Origin of the sequence: Burkholderia sp. Bp9031 (genome assembly GCF_003857965.1) — a bacterium.
Taxonomy (GTDB): Bacteria; Pseudomonadota; Gammaproteobacteria; order Burkholderiales; family Burkholderiaceae; genus Burkholderia; species Burkholderia ambifaria_A.
This window is the reverse complement of sequence record NZ_QTPW01000002.1, coordinates 302,323-321,906: the sequence shown is the minus strand read 5'-3', so window position 1 is coordinate 321,906 and position 19,584 is coordinate 302,323. Positions and strand designations below refer to the sequence as shown.

18 protein-coding genes and 2 pseudogenes are annotated in these 19,584 nt (G+C 65.9%); 13 read left to right on the top strand and 7 right to left on the bottom strand.

Annotated elements, in window-relative coordinates; genetic code table 11:
- Window positions 1-8: 8 nt before the first annotated feature.
- A pseudogene (locus DIE15_RS04650) lies at window positions 9-275 on the bottom strand (type VI secretion system baseplate subunit TssE); the annotation flags it as partial.
- On the opposite strand from DIE15_RS04650, the pseudogene DIE15_RS04645 reads away from it, so the two are divergent.
- From DIE15_RS04645 to tssJ, 3 genes and pseudogenes are all read left to right on the top strand, one after another.
- Window positions 271-675, top strand: a pseudogene (locus DIE15_RS04645) (type VI secretion system baseplate subunit TssF); the annotation flags it as partial. The pseudogenes DIE15_RS04650 and DIE15_RS04645 overlap by 5 nt on opposite strands.
- Entirely contained in the window at window positions 672-1,796 is a 1,125-nt protein-coding gene (tssG, locus tag DIE15_RS04640; RefSeq protein ID WP_124832495.1) for a type VI secretion system baseplate subunit TssG, read from the top strand. The pseudogene DIE15_RS04645 and the gene tssG, both read left to right, overlap by 4 nt.
- A gap of 13 nt (window positions 1,797-1,809) precedes the next feature.
- On the top strand, window positions 1,810-2,328 hold the full coding sequence (tssJ, locus tag DIE15_RS04635; RefSeq protein ID WP_124832494.1) for a type VI secretion system lipoprotein TssJ: 519 nt from the start codon (window positions 1,810-1,812) through the stop codon (window positions 2,326-2,328).
- Between the two features lie 108 nt (window positions 2,329-2,436).
- On the opposite strand, the gene catC is transcribed toward tssJ, so the two are convergent.
- The 3 genes from catC to DIE15_RS04620 are packed head-to-tail and all read right to left on the bottom strand — an operon-like array spanning window position 2,437 to window position 4,842.
- Entirely contained in the window at window positions 2,437-2,727 is a 291-nt protein-coding gene (gene catC, locus DIE15_RS04630; protein WP_059237400.1) for a muconolactone Delta-isomerase, read from the bottom strand.
- Window positions 2,728-2,770: 43 nt separating this feature from the next.
- Window positions 2,771-3,673: a catechol 1,2-dioxygenase gene (catA, locus tag DIE15_RS04625; protein WP_124832493.1), complete on the bottom strand. Its 903-nt coding sequence runs from the start codon at window positions 3,671-3,673 to the stop codon at window positions 2,771-2,773.
- Window positions 3,674-3,708: 35 nt separating this feature from the next.
- The gene (locus tag DIE15_RS04620; protein WP_124832492.1) at window positions 3,709-4,842 is read right to left on the bottom strand and encodes a muconate/chloromuconate family cycloisomerase; all 1,134 of its coding nucleotides are present in this window, start codon (window positions 4,840-4,842) and stop codon (window positions 3,709-3,711) included.
- 91 nt (window positions 4,843-4,933) lie between these two features.
- On the opposite strand from DIE15_RS04620, the gene DIE15_RS04615 reads away from it, so the two are divergent.
- Window positions 4,934-5,824, top strand: coding sequence for a LysR family transcriptional regulator (locus tag DIE15_RS04615; RefSeq protein WP_057924109.1), 891 nt, complete (start codon window positions 4,934-4,936; stop codon window positions 5,822-5,824).
- A gap of 79 nt (window positions 5,825-5,903) precedes the next feature.
- Here the strand turns inward: DIE15_RS04615 and andR are convergent, their stop codons facing one another.
- Window positions 5,904-6,860, bottom strand: coding sequence for an anthranilate 1,2-dioxygenase regulatory protein AndR (gene andR, locus DIE15_RS04610; protein ID WP_124832491.1), 957 nt, complete (start codon window positions 6,858-6,860; stop codon window positions 5,904-5,906).
- A gap of 210 nt (window positions 6,861-7,070) precedes the next feature.
- Here andR and andAc point away from each other — a divergent pair, with 210 nt between their 5' ends.
- The 5 genes from andAc (at window position 7,071) to DIE15_RS04585 (ending at window position 11,865) form a co-directional block, all read left to right on the top strand.
- Window positions 7,071-8,342: an anthranilate 1,2-dioxygenase large subunit AndAc gene (gene andAc / locus DIE15_RS04605; protein ID WP_124832490.1), complete on the top strand. Its 1,272-nt coding sequence runs from the start codon at window positions 7,071-7,073 to the stop codon at window positions 8,340-8,342.
- A 14-nt stretch (window positions 8,343-8,356) separates the two neighbouring features.
- On the top strand, window positions 8,357-8,845 hold the full coding sequence (gene andAd / locus DIE15_RS04600; RefSeq protein ID WP_057924106.1) for an anthranilate 1,2-dioxygenase small subunit AndAd: 489 nt from the start codon (window positions 8,357-8,359) through the stop codon (window positions 8,843-8,845).
- Between the two features lie 20 nt (window positions 8,846-8,865).
- Window positions 8,866-9,192 (top strand): anthranilate 1,2-dioxygenase ferredoxin subunit AndAb, encoded by a 327-nt coding sequence (gene andAb, locus DIE15_RS04595; protein ID WP_057924105.1) that lies wholly within the window; start codon window positions 8,866-8,868, stop codon window positions 9,190-9,192.
- Window positions 9,182-10,402, top strand: a complete 1,221-nt coding sequence (gene andAa / locus DIE15_RS04590) for an anthranilate 1,2-dioxygenase system ferredoxin--NAD(+) reductase (protein ID WP_124832489.1) — start codon at window positions 9,182-9,184, stop codon at window positions 10,400-10,402. The genes andAb and andAa overlap by 11 nt, the downstream gene beginning before the upstream one ends.
- Window positions 10,403-10,578: 176 nt before the next feature.
- Window positions 10,579-11,865, top strand: a complete 1,287-nt coding sequence (locus DIE15_RS04585) for a DUF445 domain-containing protein (protein WP_057924103.1) — start codon at window positions 10,579-10,581, stop codon at window positions 11,863-11,865.
- 52 nt (window positions 11,866-11,917) lie between these two features.
- On the opposite strand, the gene DIE15_RS04580 is transcribed toward DIE15_RS04585, so the two are convergent.
- The gene (locus DIE15_RS04580; protein ID WP_057924102.1) at window positions 11,918-12,217 is read right to left on the bottom strand and encodes an addiction module antidote protein; all 300 of its coding nucleotides are present in this window, start codon (window positions 12,215-12,217) and stop codon (window positions 11,918-11,920) included.
- A gap of 3 nt (window positions 12,218-12,220) precedes the next feature.
- A complete protein-coding gene (locus tag DIE15_RS04575; protein WP_057924101.1) occupies window positions 12,221-12,559 on the bottom strand; it encodes a type II toxin-antitoxin system RelE/ParE family toxin in 339 nt (112 codons plus the stop codon).
- A 358-nt stretch (window positions 12,560-12,917) separates the two neighbouring features.
- Between DIE15_RS04575 and DIE15_RS04565 the strand changes: the two genes are divergently transcribed.
- The 4 genes from DIE15_RS04565 to DIE15_RS04550 all read left to right on the top strand — a co-directional run bounded on the left by DIE15_RS04565 (window position 12,918) and on the right by DIE15_RS04550 (window position 19,486).
- Window positions 12,918-14,558 carry an acetolactate synthase large subunit gene (locus DIE15_RS04565; RefSeq protein ID WP_057924100.1) on the top strand — a complete coding sequence of 547 codons (1,641 nt, stop codon included), beginning with the start codon at window positions 12,918-12,920 and terminating at the stop codon, window positions 14,556-14,558.
- 28 nt (window positions 14,559-14,586) lie between these two features.
- Window positions 14,587-16,020, top strand: coding sequence for an aldehyde dehydrogenase family protein (locus DIE15_RS04560; protein WP_124832488.1), 1,434 nt, complete (start codon window positions 14,587-14,589; stop codon window positions 16,018-16,020).
- A gap of 244 nt (window positions 16,021-16,264) precedes the next feature.
- Complete coding sequence (locus DIE15_RS04555; protein WP_057924098.1) at window positions 16,265-17,848, top strand: Na+/H+ antiporter; 1,584 nt, start codon at window positions 16,265-16,267, stop codon at window positions 17,846-17,848.
- A 504-nt stretch (window positions 17,849-18,352) separates the two neighbouring features.
- The gene (locus DIE15_RS04550) at window positions 18,353-19,486 is read left to right on the top strand and encodes a hybrid sensor histidine kinase/response regulator (RefSeq protein WP_124832487.1); all 1,134 of its coding nucleotides are present in this window, start codon (window positions 18,353-18,355) and stop codon (window positions 19,484-19,486) included.
- The last annotated feature ends 98 nt before the right edge of the window (window positions 19,487-19,584 follow it).

Here is a 19,584-nt window from a genome sequence, read left to right as displayed (position 1 = left end):
GTGTGCGATCACGACCAGTCGATGCGACGTTCGACGCGCAGGCGCCCCGGCGGTTCGAAGTAGGTGCCGAAGCGCACAAGCCCGGCGTTCTTCAGGTGGCATGTCATCTCGAAGCTGACCAGGATTCCGGGATCGCGGTTGTCGACGATTCCGATGTCGATCGAACGAATGCGCGGCTCGTATTTCAGCAGCGTGGCTTCCATCTGCTGCTTGAGCAAATGCGCCGACGCGGGCAATGCCTTGTAGATGTTCGTGAGGTCGGGCAACCCGTATCCGCCGACGGAAGATCGTTTCCAGTGGCGCGTGCTGTCGCATCTCGCGCCGAATTTCCTGTCGATGATGAACGCAGAGGTGTTGCGTGGCGCTTTGGCGCTGTACGACTGGACGAACGAGGAACTGAACCGGAGGCGGCTTGCCGGCATCCTGCATGTATCGCAGGAATTGATCGAGGAAGTGTCGGGCGGGGCGGTCGAGCGTGGCGTGCTGATCGAGGTCACGCTCGATGCGCATGCGTTCTCGGGCGAGGGCGACGTGATGCTGTTCGGCGAGCTGCTGCATCGGTTCTTCGGCGCATATGCGGAGATCAATCTGTTCACGAAGCTGGCGATCGTCAGCCTGCCGTCCCGGTCGCGGACGGCGTGGCCGCGCAGCAAGGCACAGCGGGCACCGTTATGAGCGCGTCGATGGGTCGGATGAGTGCTGAAGCAGGCGAGTCGAAGGAGTTGCCGACCGTGGCGGTGAGGCTGTTCGAGCGGGCGCCGAAGATGACTTTCATGCAGTTCTGTCGTCTTCTGGAGGCGTGCATGCCTGAACGTCCCGGGTTTGGCACGCGCGACACGCTGGAACACGAGCCGGTGCGGTTCCGGCCGCGTCCGCGGTTGGGGTTTCCGGCCGGTGAGGTGGCCGCAGTCGAATTCGACGACGAGCATATCGATGTGCCGCCGACCGTGCGCACGACCTTCATGGGTCTCTATGGCGTCGATGCAGCCATGCCGTCGCACCTGATCGACGAGATCGTGTTGCGAGAGGAAGGGCATGAGGCGGTCGAGGCGTTTCTCGATCCGTTCAACCACCGGGCGGCGACGCTGCTGTATCGCGCATGGAAGAAGTACCGCTATCCGGAGCGCTTTCGGGCCGGCGGCGTCGACGATTATTCGCAGAGCCTGTTGTGTCTGGCGGGATTTGGATGGGGCGACAAGCCTTTGCGGGCGGGCTTGCCGGATTCGCGGATGCTCGCGTTGCTAGGGCTGCTGATTCAGCGTACGCGCACGTCGGAAGGGCTGGCCGGCGTGGTGGCACTCGCCGCGCCGGGGGCCGATGTTCGTGTCGACGAGTTCTGGGCGGTGACGACGAGTAGCGGTCGACCGAAACCGTTGACGTCGGCGAAGCCGGATGAGGATGTGCTGTCGGACGGGAAGCGCAAAGGGCTCGGTGGCGGGTATGTGCTCGGCAGGCGTCTTGCGTATCGCAGCCGGGCGGTGCGTTTGACGTTGCGACCTGCCGATGCGAAGCAGGCCCAGGATCTGTTACCGGGCGGATGGTTGCATCGAGAGGTGATGGCATTTATCCAGCTGTATGTCGGCATCAAGGCCGACGTGCATTTGCGGATGAACGTGTCGACACGGTTCGTGCCACCCCCGACCGTCGGCGTTGAACGTGCGGCTCCCGCGCCGCGTCTCGGCTGGACGACGGTGTTGCCGTCAGTCGATGAACGCCTGATCGACATCGCGCTCGGTGTGTACGAGGCGTTTCCCATGGCGCAACCCAACCCGCAATTCGCGCCGCGCACAATCTGATTCCGGAGTCTTCATGTTCTATCGAATGAGTGCGGCGACTGCTGCCGCCGTATTGCTGCTGTCGGGGTGTGGTGCTTGGCAGTCGGTATCGGATGCGTCGTCGAATGCATACCGCGCAGTGTTCTTCAAGCAGGTCAAGGTGCTTGATGTCGACCTGACCGCACGCGCGGCGCTGAACCCGGACGACGCGGGACGATCGGCGTCGGTTGTCGTTCGCGTCTACCAGTTGAAGGATCGCAAGATGTTCGATGCGGCATCGTACGACGATCTGTTGAAGAGCGATCGGACTGTGCTGGCCCAGGATATGCAAGCCGACATGTCGACGGTTGTGAACCCCGGGGCTTCTTCCAGCTTGTCGCAACCGCTGCAGCGCGAGACGGAGTATGTGGCGGTCGTTGCGTTGTATCGCGTTCCCGGCGTCGCCGGAGACTGGAAAAGAGTCGTCGAGAAAAAGAAGCTCGATCCGGATAAGCCGCTACGTATTGGATTGATGTCGAATGGACTTCAGATGACGGGAGACATCCCCAAGTGAGTGCGGCCACGTCAGCTTCTCGCGAAAGCCGAGGCGGGAAATGGCGGGAAATGGCGGGGAAGCGGCGACCCATGCGCCGGATAACCGGCAGCACGGGTCGCACGGAAATCACCGATCGTCGTCCCGAATGGAAGAAGGATGCCGACACAGCGCCCGCACCTCCATCTCCATATACGGAAACAACGGCAGCTGACTCAACAGGTCATGCAACTGCTGCACGCTCTCGACATCGAAGATACTGACGTTCGCATACTGCCCCGCGATCCGCCACAGATGTCGCCAGACGCCTTCGTTCATCAGCCGCTGGCACATCGCCTTTTCTTCGGCCTTCAGCGTGGCCGCCTTGACCGGATCCATGTCCGCCGGCAGACGGACGGTCATCTCCACATGAAACAGCATTCTGCACTCCTTGCGTTGTCGATTCGTCGAACGGGACGGCCGCTCAGGCCCGCGCACGCGCCCGCTCGACTTCGCTCGCCGGCACGTCCTGCTTGTCCTCGAGCAGCGAGAAATCGAAGTCGATCAGCGCGAACTGCCCGTCGACGCCATACGGCTTGCCTTCCGCGCCCTCGGCCTGCTTGACCTTCGGGATCAGCCCTTCGCGGGTCGCGAATGCGAAGTCGTCCCAGATGTGCGGATCGCCTTCGATGTTGATCTGCGTCGTCAGCTTACGATATCCGTCCGCCGAAACGAAGAAGTGGATGTGCGCCGGACGATGGCCGTGGCGGCCGAGCTGGTCGAGCAACTGCTCGGTCTTGCTGCCCGGCGGCACGCTGTAGCCGACCGGCAGCACGCTGCGAAAGCTGTAGCGGCCCTCGGCATCGGTGCGGATCGAGCGGCGCAGGTTGAACGCGGGTTGCGACTGATCGAAGTACGAGTAGCAGCCGAGATGGTTCGCGTGCCATACCTCGACGAGCGCATTCGCGATCGGCGCGCCGTCCTGGCCGAGCACCTGGCCGCGCATGATCAGCGTCTGGCCCGGATCGGTGCCGTCGTCGAGACGCGCATGGCCGACCGATTCCGGTGCGCCCGCGACATACAACGGCCCTTCGATCGTGCGCGGCGTGCCGCCCTGGAAGCCGGCCTTCTCCTCGGCCTCGTCCATCCGCACGTCGAGGAAGCGCTCGAGGCCGAGGCCTGCGGCGATCAGCCCGAATTCGCGGCCGGCTTCGTTCAGGTAGTTGAGCGCGGTCCAGAACTCGCTCGGCTGCACGTCGAAATCCTCGATCGTGTAGCAGAGGTCCTTCACGATCCGGTTGACGATCGCGCGCACGCGCGGGTTGCCGGGCTTTTCCGCGGCGTCGTCGAAGGTCTTCAGCAGGGCGTCGATGGCTTGCTTGTTCATCTGTGTCTCCGGTTTCGGTTGTCGTGTCGTGTGGGTCAGCGGGCGTCGCGTCGCATCCGTTCGATGCGGGCCCAGTCGAAGGTGATGCCGAGGCCGGGCGCAGCCGGCAGGTGCAGCTTGAAATCCTGGTAACGCAGCGGCTCGACGAGAATCTCCTCGGTGAGCAGCAGCGGGCCGAACAGCTCGGTGCCCCATTTCAGCGAGCCGAACGTGCTGAACAGCTGCGCGGACGCCATCGTGCCGGCCGCGCCTTCGAGCATCGTGCCGCCGTACAGGTCGATGCCGGCAGCCGATGCGATCGATGCGACGCTCGCCGCGCCGAGCAGGCCGCCCGATTGCGCGATCTTCACCGCGAACACGTCGGCCGCGCGGTCCTGCGCGAGGGCGAACGCATCGACGGGGCCGTGCAGCGCTTCGTCGGCCATGATCGGAATCTGCGCGAGCTGCGTGAGGCGTTTCAGCCCCGCGCGATTGGTCGCCGCGATCGGTTGTTCGACGAGGCTCACGCCGGCGTCCGCGAGTCGTGCGCCGGCCCGGATCGCATCGGTTTCGGTCCATGCCTGGTTCACGTCGACGCGCACGTCGCCGCGCTCGCCGAGCGCGCGCTTGATCGCGATCACGTGCGCGACGTCGTCGTCGACGGCGTTCGATCCGATCTTCAGCTTGAAGGCGCGATGGCGACGCGCTTCCAGCATCGCCTCGGCTTCCGCGATGTCGCGCTGCGTGTCGCCGCTCGCGAGCGTCCATGCAACGTCGACCGCGTCGGTCGTTCGGCCGCCGAACAGCTCGGACAGCGGCACGCCGAGGCGGCGCGCCTGCGCGTCGAACAGCGCGGTTTCGATCGCGCACTTCGCGAACCGGTTGCCCTGGAACAGCTTGCGGGCACGTGCCATCGCGGCGCCCGGACGCGTCGCATCCATGCCTTGCAGCAGCGGCGCGAAGTAGGTGTCGATGTTGACCTTGATGCTCTCGGGGCTCTCCTCGCCATACGCGAGACCGCCGATCGTGGTCGCTTCGCCGACCCCTTCAATACCGTCCGTGCATCGAACACGGACCAGCACGAGGGTCTGGCAATTCATCGTGGCGACCGACAGTTTGTGGGGCCTGATCGTCGGCACGTCGACGAGCAGCGTCTCGATGCGTTCGATGGTGGCGGCAGTTGCTATCATGCGATTCCTCCTGTTGGTGCACATGGTAGGAATTCCCGCCCGGCGTCGTCCAACACTCTTTCCGACTACTTCCATACCTTTGAGGCATGAAATGGAATTGCGCCAGCTCCGGTACTTCATCGCCGTCGCGGAAGAAATGAACATCACGCGAGCGGCGGAGCGGCTGCACATGACGCAGCCGCCGCTGAGCCGCCAGCTCCAGGCGGTCGAGGACGAGGTCGGGTTGGCGCTGTTCGAGCGCGGCGCGCGGCCGTTGAAGCTGACCGACGCGGGCCGCGTGTTCTATGCGCAGGCGAAGCGCGTCGTCGACCAGGCCGACGAGCTCGGCCCGCTGACGCGGCGGCTCGCGCAACTGTCGAAGCGGATCGTGATCGGCTTCGTGCCGTCGACGCTCTATGGCGCGCTGCCGGACGTGATCCGCGCGTTTCGCGAGGCGCAGCCGGACGTCGAGCTGTCGCTGATCGAAATGTTTACGCTCGAACAGCTCGGTGCGCTCAAGGGCGGGCGGATCGACGTAGGATTCGGCCGCCTGCGTTTCGACGACGACCAGCTCGTGCGCGAGGCGCTGATCGAGGAAAAGCTGATCGCGGCGCTGCCGGTCGGGCATCCGCTCGCGGATCCGGACCGGCCGCTGACGCTCGCGGACATCGCGAACGAGACGCTGATCGTCTATCCGAGCACGCCGCGGCCGAGCTTCGCGGACCAGCAGCTGTCCGCACTGCGCGACGGCGCGCTCGTGCCGGCGGCCGTGCACGAGGTGCGGGAATTGCAGACGGCGCTCGGGCTCGTTGCCGCGCAGGTGGGCGTGTCGCTGGTGCCGGAAAGCGTGGAGGGCGTGCGCGTGAAGGGCGTCGTCTACCGGCGGCTGCCGGAACCCACGGCGACATCGCCGATCATCATGAGTCGCCGGCTGCACGGCGAAAGCGCCGCGACGACCGCGTTCTGTGCGATCGCGCGGGAGATGATCGTGCCGGCGGTGTAAGGGCGGGATCGTTTGCGTATCAATTGCAACTAACGGTCAGTTTTGGCGCATCAAGCCGAATCAGCCCGCCGGCCCCCGCCTACCGCTTGCCGTCGAGCGTCTCCGACGGTGATTCGCCGAACTTTTCCCGATACGCGATCGCGAAGCGCCCGAGGTGCGTGAACCCGCAATCGAGTGCGATATCGGCGATCCGTCGCTCGGACACCGACCCGCGCAGCAACTCCCGCGCATGTTCGAGCCGCGTCGCGCGCAGGTATTGCATCGGGCTCATCCCGCGGAACTGCAGGAAGGCGTCGCGCAGCGTCCGCTCCGGCACGTTGGCGGCCTGGACGATATCGGCGAGCTGCAGCGGCTGCGCGTAGTGTGCGTTGACGAACTCCTGCGCGCGCCGCACGAAGCCGGGCGCCGGATCGTGGCGTGTGCTCAGTACCGACGGCGGGTGGCCTTCGATCAGCAGGTCGATCAGCAGGTGCTCGAGCTGCGACGCGACGCGCGGGTTGGCGTTCGCGCGTTCGAGCAGCTCGGGCGAGCGGGCGACGAGCATCAACTGCTGGCGCCACGCGGCGAGCGCGGCGTCGCTGATGTGCAGCACAGGGTCGAGCGTCGCGCGCGGGTCGCCGGTCAGCGAGCCGACGGTGGCCGCGTCGATGCGCAGCACGAACTGCTCGCAGTCGGCGGACAGCACCGCGTCGAAGCGCTCGCCGGGCGCGCACAGCACGCCCGTCTGCCCGTCGACGCCGAGCCGGCGTCCCATCGCGTGGACTTCTGCCTGCCCGGACAGGCAGAACATCAGCAGGTAATACCCGTCGACGGCGTCGACCTGCACGCGCATCGCGTCGCCGAATGCAATGGTGCCGATGCCGAGCCCGCCGAGCCGCACGAAATCCATGTGCGATGCGCCTTGCACGCGGCCGCTCGGCAGCAGCGCGTGCGGCTGCATCACGCGCGAGATTCGCTCGCGCGTCTCGTCGAGATCGCGGGATTCGAACAGCCGGTGCGCGCGCAGCGCATGCGGCTCGAACGACGTTGGGGACATGGGCATCGGCCTTGGTGTGGACGCGCGCTTCGATCCGACGAATGGGTCGCGATCGTGCGCGGGGTCGCGTGTGTCGCCATGCTAGCGCAGAAATCCGCCGAAAGTGGATATTGCGCCGCCGCAATCGCACTTTCCGGATAGACGCCGAATATTAGCTTTTCAAAAATCATCTCCATGCAATCAACGAAATGGAACCACAAGGAGTCCGACATGGAGCAGACAGAATCGCCCGTCGTATTCGCCACGCGTGACGACGCGTCAGATGTGCGTTTTCCGCACGACGACGGCTCGCGCGTACCGTACAAGGTGTTCAGTTCGCGCGCGGTCTACGATCGCGAGCAGGAACGCATTTTCCGCGGGCCGACATGGAACTTCGTCGCGCTGGAAGCGGAAATCCCGAACGCCGGCGACTTCAAGAGCACGTTCGTCGGCGACACGCCGGTGGTCGTCACGCGCACCGAGGACGGCACGCTGTCCGCGTGGGTGAACCGCTGCGCGCACCGCGGCGCACAGGTCTGCCGCAAGTCGCGCGGCAACGCGAGTTCGCACACGTGCGTGTACCACCAGTGGAGCTTCGACAACGAGGGCAACCTGCTCGGCGTGCCGTTCCGGCGCGGCCAGAAGGGGATGACCGGGATGCCGGCCGACTTCGACCCGAAGCAGCACGGGCTGCGCAAGCTGCGCGTCGACAGTTATCGCGGGCTCGTGTTCGCCACCTTCAGCGATGAAGTGATGCCGCTGCCGGATTATCTCGGCGAGCAGATGCGGCCGTGGATCGACCGGATCTTCCACAAGCCGATCGAGTATCTCGGCTGCACGCGCCAGTATTCGAAGTCGAACTGGAAGCTGTACATGGAGAACGTGAAGGATCCGTATCACGCGAGCATGCTGCACCTGTTCCATACGACCTTCAACATCTTCCGCGTCGGGATGAAGGCGCGCTCGATTCCGGATGCGAACCACGGGCTGCACAGCATCATCACGGTGACGAAGACGGGTGACGACACGTCGGCTGCGTACAAGCAGCAGAACATCCGCTCGTTCGACGAGGGCTTCCATCTGGAAGACGAGTCGATCCTCGATCTCGTGTCGGAATACGACGAGGACTGCACGAACCATATCCAGCCGATCTTCCCGCAGCTCGTGATCCAGCAGATCCACAACACGCTGGTCGCGCGGCAGATCCTGCCGAAGGGCCCGGACAACTTCGAGCTGATCTTCCACTTCTTCGGCTACGCGGACGACACGCCCGAACTGCGCGCGCTGCGCATCAAGCAGGCGAACCTGGTCGGGCCGGCCGGCTACATCTCGATGGAAGACACCGAGGCGACCGAACTCGTGCAGCGCGGCACGGTGCGCGACGCCGATGCGACGTCGGTGATCGAGATGTCGCGCGGCAATCCGGACCAGCAGGACACGGTGATCACCGAAAGCCTGATCCGCAAGTTCTGGGTCGGCTACCAGAAGCTGATGGGCTATTGAAGCGGGAGCGCGGAATGATGGAAAACCTGACGGAAGACATGAAGACGTGGTTCGAGATTTACATGCTCCAGAACCGCTACATCGGCCACCTCGACAACGACCGGCTCGAACACTGGCCGGAGATGTTCACCGAGGACTGCACGTACGAGATCGTGCCGAAGGAGAACGCGGATCTCGGGCTGCCGGTCGGAATCGTCCACTGCACGAACCAGCGGATGCTGCGCGACCGCGTGGTATCGCTGCGGCACGCGAACATCTTCGAAGAGCACACGTACCGGCACATGACGTCGGGTCTCACGATCGTCGCGCAGCGCGACGGCGAGATCGACACCGAGAGCAACTACGTGGTCGTGCAGACGCGCAGCAACGGCGAATCGAACGTGTACCAGGCCGGCAAGTACTACGACACGGTCGTGCGCACGCCGGAGGGGCTGCGCTACAAGACCAAGCGCGTGATCTACGACACGTCGCGCGTGCAGACGCTGCTCGCGACGCCGATCTGATACGGAAGCAAGGAACCGACATGACCGAAGCAACGCTGGCCGAGTGGCATCCGCTCGGCGCATTCGACGAATTCTCCGAAGACGAACCGGTGGCGCGCGTCGCCGGCCAGAAGCCGATCGCGGTGTTCCGGATCGGCGACGAACTGTTCGCGATGCACGACCTCTGTTCGCATGGCCACGCACGCCTGTCCGAAGGCTATGTGGAAGACGGCTGCGTCGAGTGCCCGCTGCATCAGGGGTTGATCGACATTCGCACGGGTGCGCCGAAGTGCGCGCCGATTACCGAGCCGGTGCGGACTTATCCGATCCGGATCGTCGACGGGCAGGTGGAAGTCAATGTCGACTGACCCGTTCGTGATCGTCGGCGCCGGCCACGCAGCGCGGCGCACGGCCGAGGCGTTGCGCGCGGGTAACGCCGATGCGCGCATCGTGATGATCGGCGCGGAGCGCGAGCTGCCGTACGACCGGCCCGCGCTGTCGAAGGACGCGCTGCTGAGCGACGGCGGTGAGCAGCGCGCGTTCGTGCGCGATGCCGCATGGTACGACGCGCAGCGCATCGAGCTGCGGCTCGGCACGCGGGTCGATGCGATCGAACGCGATGCGCAGCGTGTGCGGCTCGACGACGGCGCGACATTGCCGTACGCACGGCTCGTGCTCGCGACGGGGTCGCGGGTGCGTGCATTCGGCGGTCCGGTCGACGAAGGCGTGGTTCCGCACTACGTGCGCACCGTGGCCGATGCGCGAGCGTTGCGGGCGCGGCTCGCGCCGGGGCGTCGCGTGGCGGTGCTCGGCGGCGGCTTCATCGGTCTGGAAGTGGCGGCTGCGGCGCGCCAGGTCGGCTGCGACGTGACGGTGATCGACCCGGCGGCGCGTTTGCTGCAGCGTGCGCTGCCGGACGTCGTCGGCGCCCATGCGCGGCAACTGCATGACGCGCGCGGCGTGAGCTTTCAGATGACGACGCTGCCGCGCGCGATTCGCCGTGCTCCGGGCGGTGGCGCGATCGTCGAGACCGATCGCGGCGACGTGCCGGCCGATATCGTCGTGGTCGGGATCGGCGTCGTACCCAACGTCGAACTCGCGCAGGCAGCCGGCCTCGAGGTCGACAACGGGATCCGTGTCGATGCGGGTTGCCGCACGGCCGATCGCGCGATCTTCGCGGCGGGCGAGGTGACGATGCACTTCAATCCGCTGCTCGGGCGTCACGTGCGGATCGAGTCGTGGCAGGTCGCGGAAAACCAGCCGGCCGTCGCGGCCGCGAACCTGCTCGGCGCGGACGAAACCTATGCCGAACTGCCGTGGCTGTGGTCCGATCAGTACGACTGCAACCTGCAGATGCTCGGGCTGTTCGGCAGCGAGCGGGCGACCGTCGTGCGCGGCGATCCGGCGAGCGGGCCGTTCACGGTGTTCGGGCTGGACGACGACGGGAAGATCGTGGCGGTGGCCGCGGTGAACCTCGGGCGCGACATCGGTGCGTCGCGGCGGCTGATCGCGGCGGGGGCTGTACCCGATCCGGTGAAACTCGCCGATCCGGCGGTGAACCTGAAGACGTTCCTCTGACGCAGCGCGCGAACGCGGCCCGCGTGGCCGTATTCGCGCCGGCGCCTGGCGGCGAATGGCCGGAAGTGGAAGCAACCCCGTGCCGCGCGACATTCCCGGCTCGCGCAATGCGTGCGGGTTTGTCGCGGGCAGGCGTTCGGTGCATATTAGCGGCATTGCCGTTTCACCGGTCGCCCATGACGCCAGACAAAGCCCTCGAACTGAAGCGCAGCAAGCGCCGCGCGCTATGGCTGCTGCTGGCCGCCGTCGCGGTATTCGTCACGACGATCCTGCTGCCGCGCGGCCCGTGGGTCGATGGTTTCAAGGCGGTGGCCGAGGCCGCGATGGTCGGCGCGCTTGCCGACTGGTTCGCGGTCGTCGCGCTGTTCCGACGCGTGCCGATTCCGTTCGTGTCGCGCCATACCGAGATCATCCCGAAGAGCAAGGACAAGATCGCCGACAACCTCGCGGTGTTCGTGCGCGAGAAATTCCTCGGCCCCGACGCGCTCGCCGCGCAGATTCGCCAGCACGACCCTGCGCAGAAGCTCGGTGCATGGCTCGGCGAACCGGCGAACACCGACGCGCTCGGCGGCTACGTGACGAAGCTGATGAGCTTCGCGCTCGACATGACCGACGATGCGCGGATCCAGTCGTTCGTCCACGATGCGTTCCGCGCGGTGATCGACCGGATCGACCTGTCGCAATCGGCCGGCGCGATCCTCGACACGCTGACGAAGGACGGCCGGCACCAGACGCTGCTCGACGATGCGATCGAGCAGGTGGTCGACGTGCTCGACAAGGAGGAGAACCGCGAGGTGATCGCCGGCTTCATCGTCGAATGGCTGAAGACGCAATATCCGAAGGTCGAGAAGATCATGCCGACGCAGTGGTTCGGCGAGAACGGCGCGCGCATGCTGGCGAGCGCGGTGAGCCGCGTGCTCGAGGGCGTGGCGGCCGATCCCGAACACGAGCTGCGGCAGCGCTTCGACCGCACGGTCGTGCGGCTGACCGAACGATTGAAGCATGATCCGGCATTCATCGCGAAGGGCGACGAGATCAAGCGCTACATCCGCGACGGCGACGCGTTCAACGACTATGTGCGCGATCTGTGGGGCCAGTTGCGTGCGTGGCTGAAGGCCGATCTCGCGCGCCCGGATTCGGCGCTGCACCGGCAGGCCGCGACGCTCGGCGGCTGGCTTGGCGCGCGGCTCTCGGAAAGCCCGGCACTGCGCGCGTCGCTGAACGAGCATATCGAGAGGGCCGTGCACGAGATGGCGCCGGATTTCGCGGATTTCCTGATGCGTCACATTCGCGACACGGTGCGCAACTGGGATGCGCGCGACATGTCGCGGCAGATCGAGCTGAACATCGGCAAGGACCTGCAGTACATCCGCATCAACGGCACGCTGGTCGGCGGGCTGATCGGGCTCGGGCTGTATCTGGTGTCGCTGGTGCCGCGCTGGGCGGGCGGATGGCTGCATTGACGCGGCCGCGGCCCTCGCGTGGATGGCGGGTGCGCCGCCGCGCGCCGCCGAATTACGCGTGCGCCTTCGCGCCGTGCAGTTGCAGGCCGAGCGCCTTGATCACTTTCAGGATCGTGCCGAAGCTCGGATTGCCGTCGTGCGACAACGCCTTGTACAGCCCTTCGCGCGACAGGCCCGCGTCGCGCGCGACCTGCGACATGCCGCGCGCGCGGGCGATCACCCCGAGCGCATGTGCGATGAAGGTCGGGTCGTCGCCGGCTTCCTGCAGACAGGCCTCGAAGTAGTCGGCCATGTCGTCGTCGGTTTTCAGGTGTTCGGCCGAATCCCATGGCCGGGTCTTGATCTTGTCCATCGGTCACTCCAGGTCGAGCCGCTCGAGCATCGCGTGCGCGGCGCGGATGTCCGCCTGTTGCGTCGACTTGTCGCCGCCGCAGAGCAGGATCACCCATATCGTTGCGCGCCTGACGTAATAGACGCGATAGCCGGGCCCGTGGTCGATACGCATTTCGACGACGGGGGAGCCGGCGGATTTCCAGTCGCCCGGATTGCCCATCGACAGGCGGTCGATGCGCGCCTGGATGCGCCGCCGGGCGACGCGATCCGGCAGGCCGGCAAACCACGCGTCGAAGACGTCGGTGGTCCGGATACTGTACGTAGGCGCACTGTAGGGCACGGATTGCAGTATGTCAACCATGGTTCACAGATTCGATGAGTGGCATTCGGTAGCCGCCACAGTAGGGCCGCGCGCGCCGTTTGACGTTGAATTGGCCGTCAGGCCGATCCTGTCGCGAGGCCGGGCCCGGCCATTCGGTCGAACTCGGGATCGCGCGAATCCGTCTACAATCAAAAACGTCCTTGCCGTCCGCGCGCGCTTGCCGCGCGTGGGCGGATCCGTTTGTCCTCCTGCATCGGGGGGCACCGCCACGCATCGCGTGGCGGGCAGTGCCGTGGTCAGTGTCCAGTAGGTAAAGCGTCCGCGTGCCGTAGGCCGGCGCGCGTTCTGAACGTCGCGCGCTCGTAAGCCGGGCAGGCGGCATCAACCGAGAGTCCCCATGAAAGCATCGGATCTGTTCGTGAAGGCGCTGGAAGCCGAAGGCGTCGAGTATGTGTTCGGCATTCCCGGCGAGGAAAACCTCGATCTGCTCGAATCGCTGCGACGATCGAAGATCAAGCTCGTGCTGACCCGGCATGAGCAGGCGGCCGGGTTCATGGCCGCCACCTACGGCCGCCTGACGGGCCGAACCGGCGTGTGTCTCGCGACGCTCGGGCCGGGCGCGACCAACTTCGTGACGGCCGCCGCGTATGCGCAGCTCGGCGGCATGCCGATGCTGATGATCACCGGGCAGAAGCCGATCAAGTCCAGCAAGCAGGGCCACTTCCAGATCGTCGACGTCGTCGACATGATGCAGCCGCTCACGAAGTTCACGCGGCAGATCGTGTCGATCGGCAACATCCCGTCGGCGGTGCGCGAAGCGTTTCGCCGCGCGGAAGAAGAGCGCCCGGGCGCCGCGCACCTCGAGTTGCCGGAGGACATCGCGCACGAGGAGGGCGACGGCAAGCCGATCCCGCGAAGCTACAGCCGGCGGCCGGTGGCCGAGGAGAAGGCGGTCGCGCATGCGATCGACGCGATCCAGGCCGCGCGTCATCCGCTGCTGATGATCGGTGCGGGCGGCAACCGCAAGACGACCTGCAAGATGCTGCTCGAATTCGTCGACAAGACGGGCATCCCGTTCTTCACGACGCAGATGGGCAAGGGCGTGATCGACGAGACGCATCCGCTGTGGCTCGGCAACGCGACGCTGTCCGACGGCGACTTCGTGCACCGTGCGATCGAGCATGCCGACTGCATCATCAACGTCGGGCACGACGTGATCGAGAAGCCGCCGTTCTTCATGCGCGCGGACGACAAGACCGTGATCCACGTGAACTTCCTCGGCGCGCAGGTCGATCCCGTCTATTTCCCTCAGATCGAGGTGGTCGGCGACATCGCGAACGCGGTGTGGCAGATGAAGGAAGCGGTGACGCCGCAGCCGCACTGGGATTTCGAGCGCTTCGCGATGATCAAGGAGCATTTCGACGCGCATCTGCAGAAGGGCCAGCACGACCCGCGCTTCCCGATGTATCCGGTGCGGATCGTGAACGACCTGTACAACGCGCTGCCGGTCGACGGGATCGTCTGTCTCGACAACGGGATGTACAAGATCTGGTTCGCGCGCTACTGGCGTGCCCACGAACCGAACTCGCTGCTGCTCGACAACGCGCTCGCGTCGATGGGCGCGGGCCTGCCGTCGGCGATCGCGACGAAGATCGTGCATCCGCAGCGCAAGGTGATCGCCGTGTGCGGCGACGGCGGCTTCATGATGAATTCTCAGGAACTCGAAACGGCGGTGCGGCTGAAGCTCGACATCGTCGTGATGATCCTGCGCGACGATGCGTTCGGGATGATCCGCTGGAAGCAGGAGAACATGAATTTCCCCGATTTCGCGATGACGCTGAAGAATCCCGATTTCGTGTCGTATGCGCAGAGCTACGGTGCGCACGGGCATCGCGTCGAATCGGCCGACGATCTCGAGCCGCTGCTGCGCGACTGCTTCGCGACGCCGGGCGTGCACGTGATCGACGTGCCGATCGACTATTCGGACAACGAGCGCGTGCTCAACCGCGAAATCAAGCGCCTGTCGGCGCAACTCTGAATCCGCAGTTCCCCGGAAGGAGCGTTCCATGTTGAAGGATACCTATCCGTACTACCTGGCCAACGAAGCCGTCTACGCGAACACCGATCTCGACGTGACCGACAAGTTCACCGGCAAGGTCGCCACGCGCGTCGCGCTCGCCGACGCGAAGGCGATCGATGCGGCCATCGGCGCGGCGGTCGACGCGGCGAAGCCGATGCGCGAGTTGCCGGCCTACAAGCGGCAGGCGGTGCTCGACCACTGCGTCGCGCGCTTTCGCGAGCGTTTCGACGAGCTGGCCGAGGCGCTGTGCATCGAGGCCGGCAAACCGATCAACGATTCGAAGGGCGAAGTGACGCGGCTGATCGATACGTTCCGCGTCGCGTCCGAGGAGTCGGTGCGCATCGACGGCGAAGTGATCAACCTCGAGATCTCGGCGCGCGCGCAAGGCTATACCGGCTATACGCGGCGCGTGCCGATCGGCCCGTGCTCGTTCATCTCGCCGTTCAACTTCCCGCTGAACCTCGCCGCGCACAAGGTCGCGCCCGCGCTGGCCGCGGGCTGTCCGTTCGTGCTGAAGCCCGCAAGCCGCACGCCGATCGGCGCGCTGATCATCGGCGAGGTGCTCGCGGAAACCGACCTGCCGAAGGGCGCGTTCTCGGTGCTGCCCGCGCATCGCGACGGCGCCGATCTGTTCACGACCGACGAGCGCTTCAAGCTGCTGTCGTTCACGGGCTCGCCAGCCGTGGGCTGGGCGCTGAAGGAGAAGGCCGGCAAGAAGAAGGTCGTGCTGGAGCTCGGCGGCAACGCGGCGGCGATCGTCGACGCGGATCAGCGCGACCAGCTCGACTACGTGGTCGATCGTCTCGCGTTCGGCGCGTATTACCAGTCCGGCCAGAGCTGTATCGGCGTGCAGCGGATCCTCGTGCATGCGGATCTGTACGACGCGCTGCGCGACAAGCTGATCGCGAAGACGCGGTCGCTGAAGATGGGTGATCCGAAGGATCCGTCGACATTCGTCGGCCCGATGATCTCCGAATCCGAATCGCGCCGGTTGTCCGGCTGGATGGATGCGGCCGTCGCGGCGGGCGCGAAGATCGTTGCGGGCGGCAAGGTCGACGGCGCGATGTTCGAGGCGACGCTGCTGGAAAACGTCGGCCGCGAGCAGGACCTGTACCGCAAGGAGGCATTCGGCCCGGTCGCGATCCTCGAGAAGTTCGACCGCTTCGACGACGCGCTCGCGCGCGTGAACGACAGCGACTTCGGGCTGCAGGCCGGCGTGTTCACCGATTCGCTCGCGCATGCGCAGCGTGCGTGGGGCGAGCTGGAGGTGGGCGGCGTCGTGATCAACGACGTGCCGTCGTTCCGCGTCGACAACATGCCGTACGGCGGCGTGAAGGATTCGGGGCTCGGCCGCGAAGGGATCCGCTACGCGATCGAGGACATGACCGAGCCGCGGCTGATGGTCGTGCGGCGCCGCTAGCGCGATCTCAGGCGGCATGACGGCACGCGGGCGGGCGATCGCGCCGGCCCGCGTGCCGTTTTCGTTTCGGCGCACGCCGACGGGCACGGCGACTTCCCGCCGTGCGCGATCGAGGCGAAACCGTGCGCCGCGCCTGCCGAACGCGCTCGACTGCAAGCGTCGCATCGTGATGTAATCGCGCGAAATGGCCAACCGGGGTACGACACCGGTTGGCGTGCGCATTCATTCTTCACGAGGTCGATTCATGTCCCCCGTCTCGGCATTCAAGCTGGTTCTGTTGTCATTCCTCGCAATCGTCGCGCTCGAATGCATCGCCAAGCGGTTGCGGTTGCCGCCCGCGGCCGCGCTGCTGATCGGCGGCATCGGCATCGCGTTCATTCCCGGCCTGCCGCCGATCAACCTCGATCCGGAACTCGTGCTGCTCGTGTTCCTGCCGCCGCTGCTGATGGACGGCGCGTATTTCTCCGTGTGGGAGGAGTTCAAGCACAACGTCGGCGGCATCCTGATGCTCGCGATCGGCGCGGTGGTGTTTACGACGTTCGCGGTCGGCTTCGCCGTGCACTGGGTCGTGCCGTCGCTGCCGTGGGCCGCATGCTTCGCGCTCGGCGCGATCGTGTCGCCGCCCGACGCGGTGGCCGCGAAGGCGGTGCTCGAACGCGTCGCGCTGCCGCGTCGGCTGATGGTGCTGCTCGAAGGGGAAAGCCTGCTGAACGACGCGGCCGGCCTGGTGCTGTTCCGCTTCGCGGTCGCCGCCGCGCTGACGGGCGCGTTCAGCCTCGAGCACGCGGTCGTGCGCTTCGCGGAACTCGGGCTCGGCGGCGTCGTGGTCGGTTTCCTGGTCGGCAAGCTCGTCGTGTGGTTCCTGAAACTGCTCGACGACGACTATCTGGTGATTACCGTCGCGGTGATCGCAGGCTGGATCGCGTACATCGCGGGCGAGATGGTCGAGGTGTCGGGCGTGATCTCGACGGTGACGGCCGGCATGATCGTCGGCTGGCATCAGCACGAGGTGTTTTCGGCGGCCGTGCGCACGCGTGGCACCGCGTTCTGGCAGGTCATCGTGTTCCTGCTCGAGGCGATGGTGTTCGTGCTGATCGGGCTGTCGCTGCGCGGCGCGATACACCGGCTCGGCGGCTTCGAGCAGGTGCTCGCCACGATGGTGCCGCCGGTACTCGCGGTGCTGGCGGCGGTGATCGTGTCGCGTTTCGTGTGGGTCTATGCGGTCGAGGTGCTGAAGGTGCCGGTGCGCGGGATCGTCGGGCGCGGTATTCCGCCCGACTGGAAGGCCGCGACGATCATGAGCTGGGCCGGGATGCGCGGGGTCGTGACGCTGGCGATCGCGCTGTCGTTGCCGGAGGCGATGCCGGGCCGCGACGTGATCCTGGTCGCGTCGTTCGCGGTGATCCTCGTCACCGTGCTGCTGCAGGGCACGACCATCGGGCCGCTGATCCGGCTGCTGCGCCTGCCGCAGCAGGAGGAGCGCGCCGCGCATCACCTGACCGAGCCGATGGCGTGGGCGCATATCGAGGCGGCGCAGCTCGCGGCGATCCAGCCGCTGGTGCGCGACGAGCGCGGCAACGTGATTCACCCGCGCCTGCTGGAGCAATACACGTATCGCGCGGAGCTGACCGAGCGGGCGAAGAACGCGCCTGCGTATCCGGCGGAGGTCCGCACCGCGCACTACGACGTCGTGCTGGCCGCGATCAAGGCAGGACGTGTGGAATTGTTGCGCCTGCATCGTTCGGGTCGCATCCACGACGAGATGCTGCATATGCTCGAGCGCGATCTCGACCTGCAGGAAGTGTCCGCGCAGCACGCACGCGGATAACCGGCCGCGCGGGCCGGCCTGCGCGCACGGCCGTCGCTGCCGTGCTTGCCGGTTCCGGCCGGCTGCATCCCGTGCATTCGCGTCGCGGCCGATTCGGTCGCGGCGCGCTATTTCCCCCCTCCGTCCCTCCGATTCCACCGCGTCGGAATCCGGCCCCGATACGTTCGACGCGCGAGACTTGCAGCGCATGCAAACCTCGCGGCGCCGACTTCGCAAACGTTCTCGTCTTTCGCTTCCGGAAATGATCAGATTTATCTGAATCCCGCTCTTTCACCCTATTTGGCAAAACTAAACCGGAAGGAGATAGATGCTGTGTTCTAATTTAATTTAGAATCAGCCAGTTATCTTTATTGAGAGAAAGCACGCGGAGGTAATGCGACCGTCGTCGGGGAAAATCGACGCTCGGATCCCCGTGAGGCAATGCTGATAGGCCAGATCGGCAACAATAGGCGGATTTCTCAACCGCTAAATTAAGATAGCGTCCAAGTCGGATAAACAACTCCCATGAAAGAATCAATTGGAGATTTGGCGTTTGAAACGGTATTTATGAAAGAATCGAGCGGTGAAAATGCGCCGGATTGTCTCGAGTCGGGGCTATCGGTTCTGCTCGTTGACGATCAGCCGTTCGTCGGCGAGGTGATCCGCCGCGCGCTGCGCGGCGAGCACGATATCGACCTGCATGTGTGCACCGACGCACACCGTGCGATGGCGGTCGCGCGCGACGTGAAGCCGACGGTCATCCTGCAGGATCTCGTGATGCCGGACATCGACGGCCTCGACCTCGTCCGCGCGTGGCGCGCCCACGCCGATACCGCACGCGTGCCGATCATCGTGCTGTCGGCGAAGGAGGAGCCGATCGTCAAGCGCGAGGCGTTCATCGCCGGCGCGAACGACTATCTCGTGAAGCTCCCGGACGCGATGGAACTGACCGCGCGCATCCGCTATCACTCGAATTCGTACCTGATGTCGCGGCAGCGCGACGAAGCGCTGGATTTCCTGTCGCACGACATGCGCTCGCCGCAGACGTCGATTCTCGCGCTGCTCGAGGTCTACCGGAGCGAGTACGGCGACATGCCGCCGATCATGGAGCGCATTGCCGGCCACGCCCGGCGCGCGCTCGCGCTCGCCGACGGCTTCATCCACCTGACTCGCGCACGCTCGGAGCGCCGCGCGCACGAGGTCCTGAGTCTCAACGAGATCGTGCTCGACGCCGTCGATCAGCTGTGGGAGAAGGCGGCTGGATTCGGCAGCCGGGTCGTGGCCCACGTGCCCGACGCCGAGTGCGTGACGATGGGCGACCGCTTGATGCTCACGCGCGCGGTCGTGAACCTGATCGACAACGCGCTGAAATACGGTCCGCCCGGCACGGACGTGCACTGCACGCTGAGCGACGACGGCGGTGCGTGGCTGATCGGCGTCGAGGATGCCGGCAATGGCATCGCGCCCGAGCAGCGCACGGCCGCGACCGAGTCGTTCGTGCGGCTCGAATCCGCGCACGGCACGGCACGCAGCGGCTTCGGCCTCGGGCTTGCGTTCGTCCGTGCGACGGCCGCGCGGCATCGCGGCCAGATCCTGATGCGCAATACGGCGCGCGGCTTCATGGTTGCGCTTGTGCTGCCGGCACAGGCGGAGCGATGATTTCGCGGCGCGGCCCGCCGGTGCCGTGCCGCCCGCAGACTCCGATGCGCTCGTGGCGCGCCGTGCGGCGCGCAGGCGGGCGCGGTTTTTTTTCAACG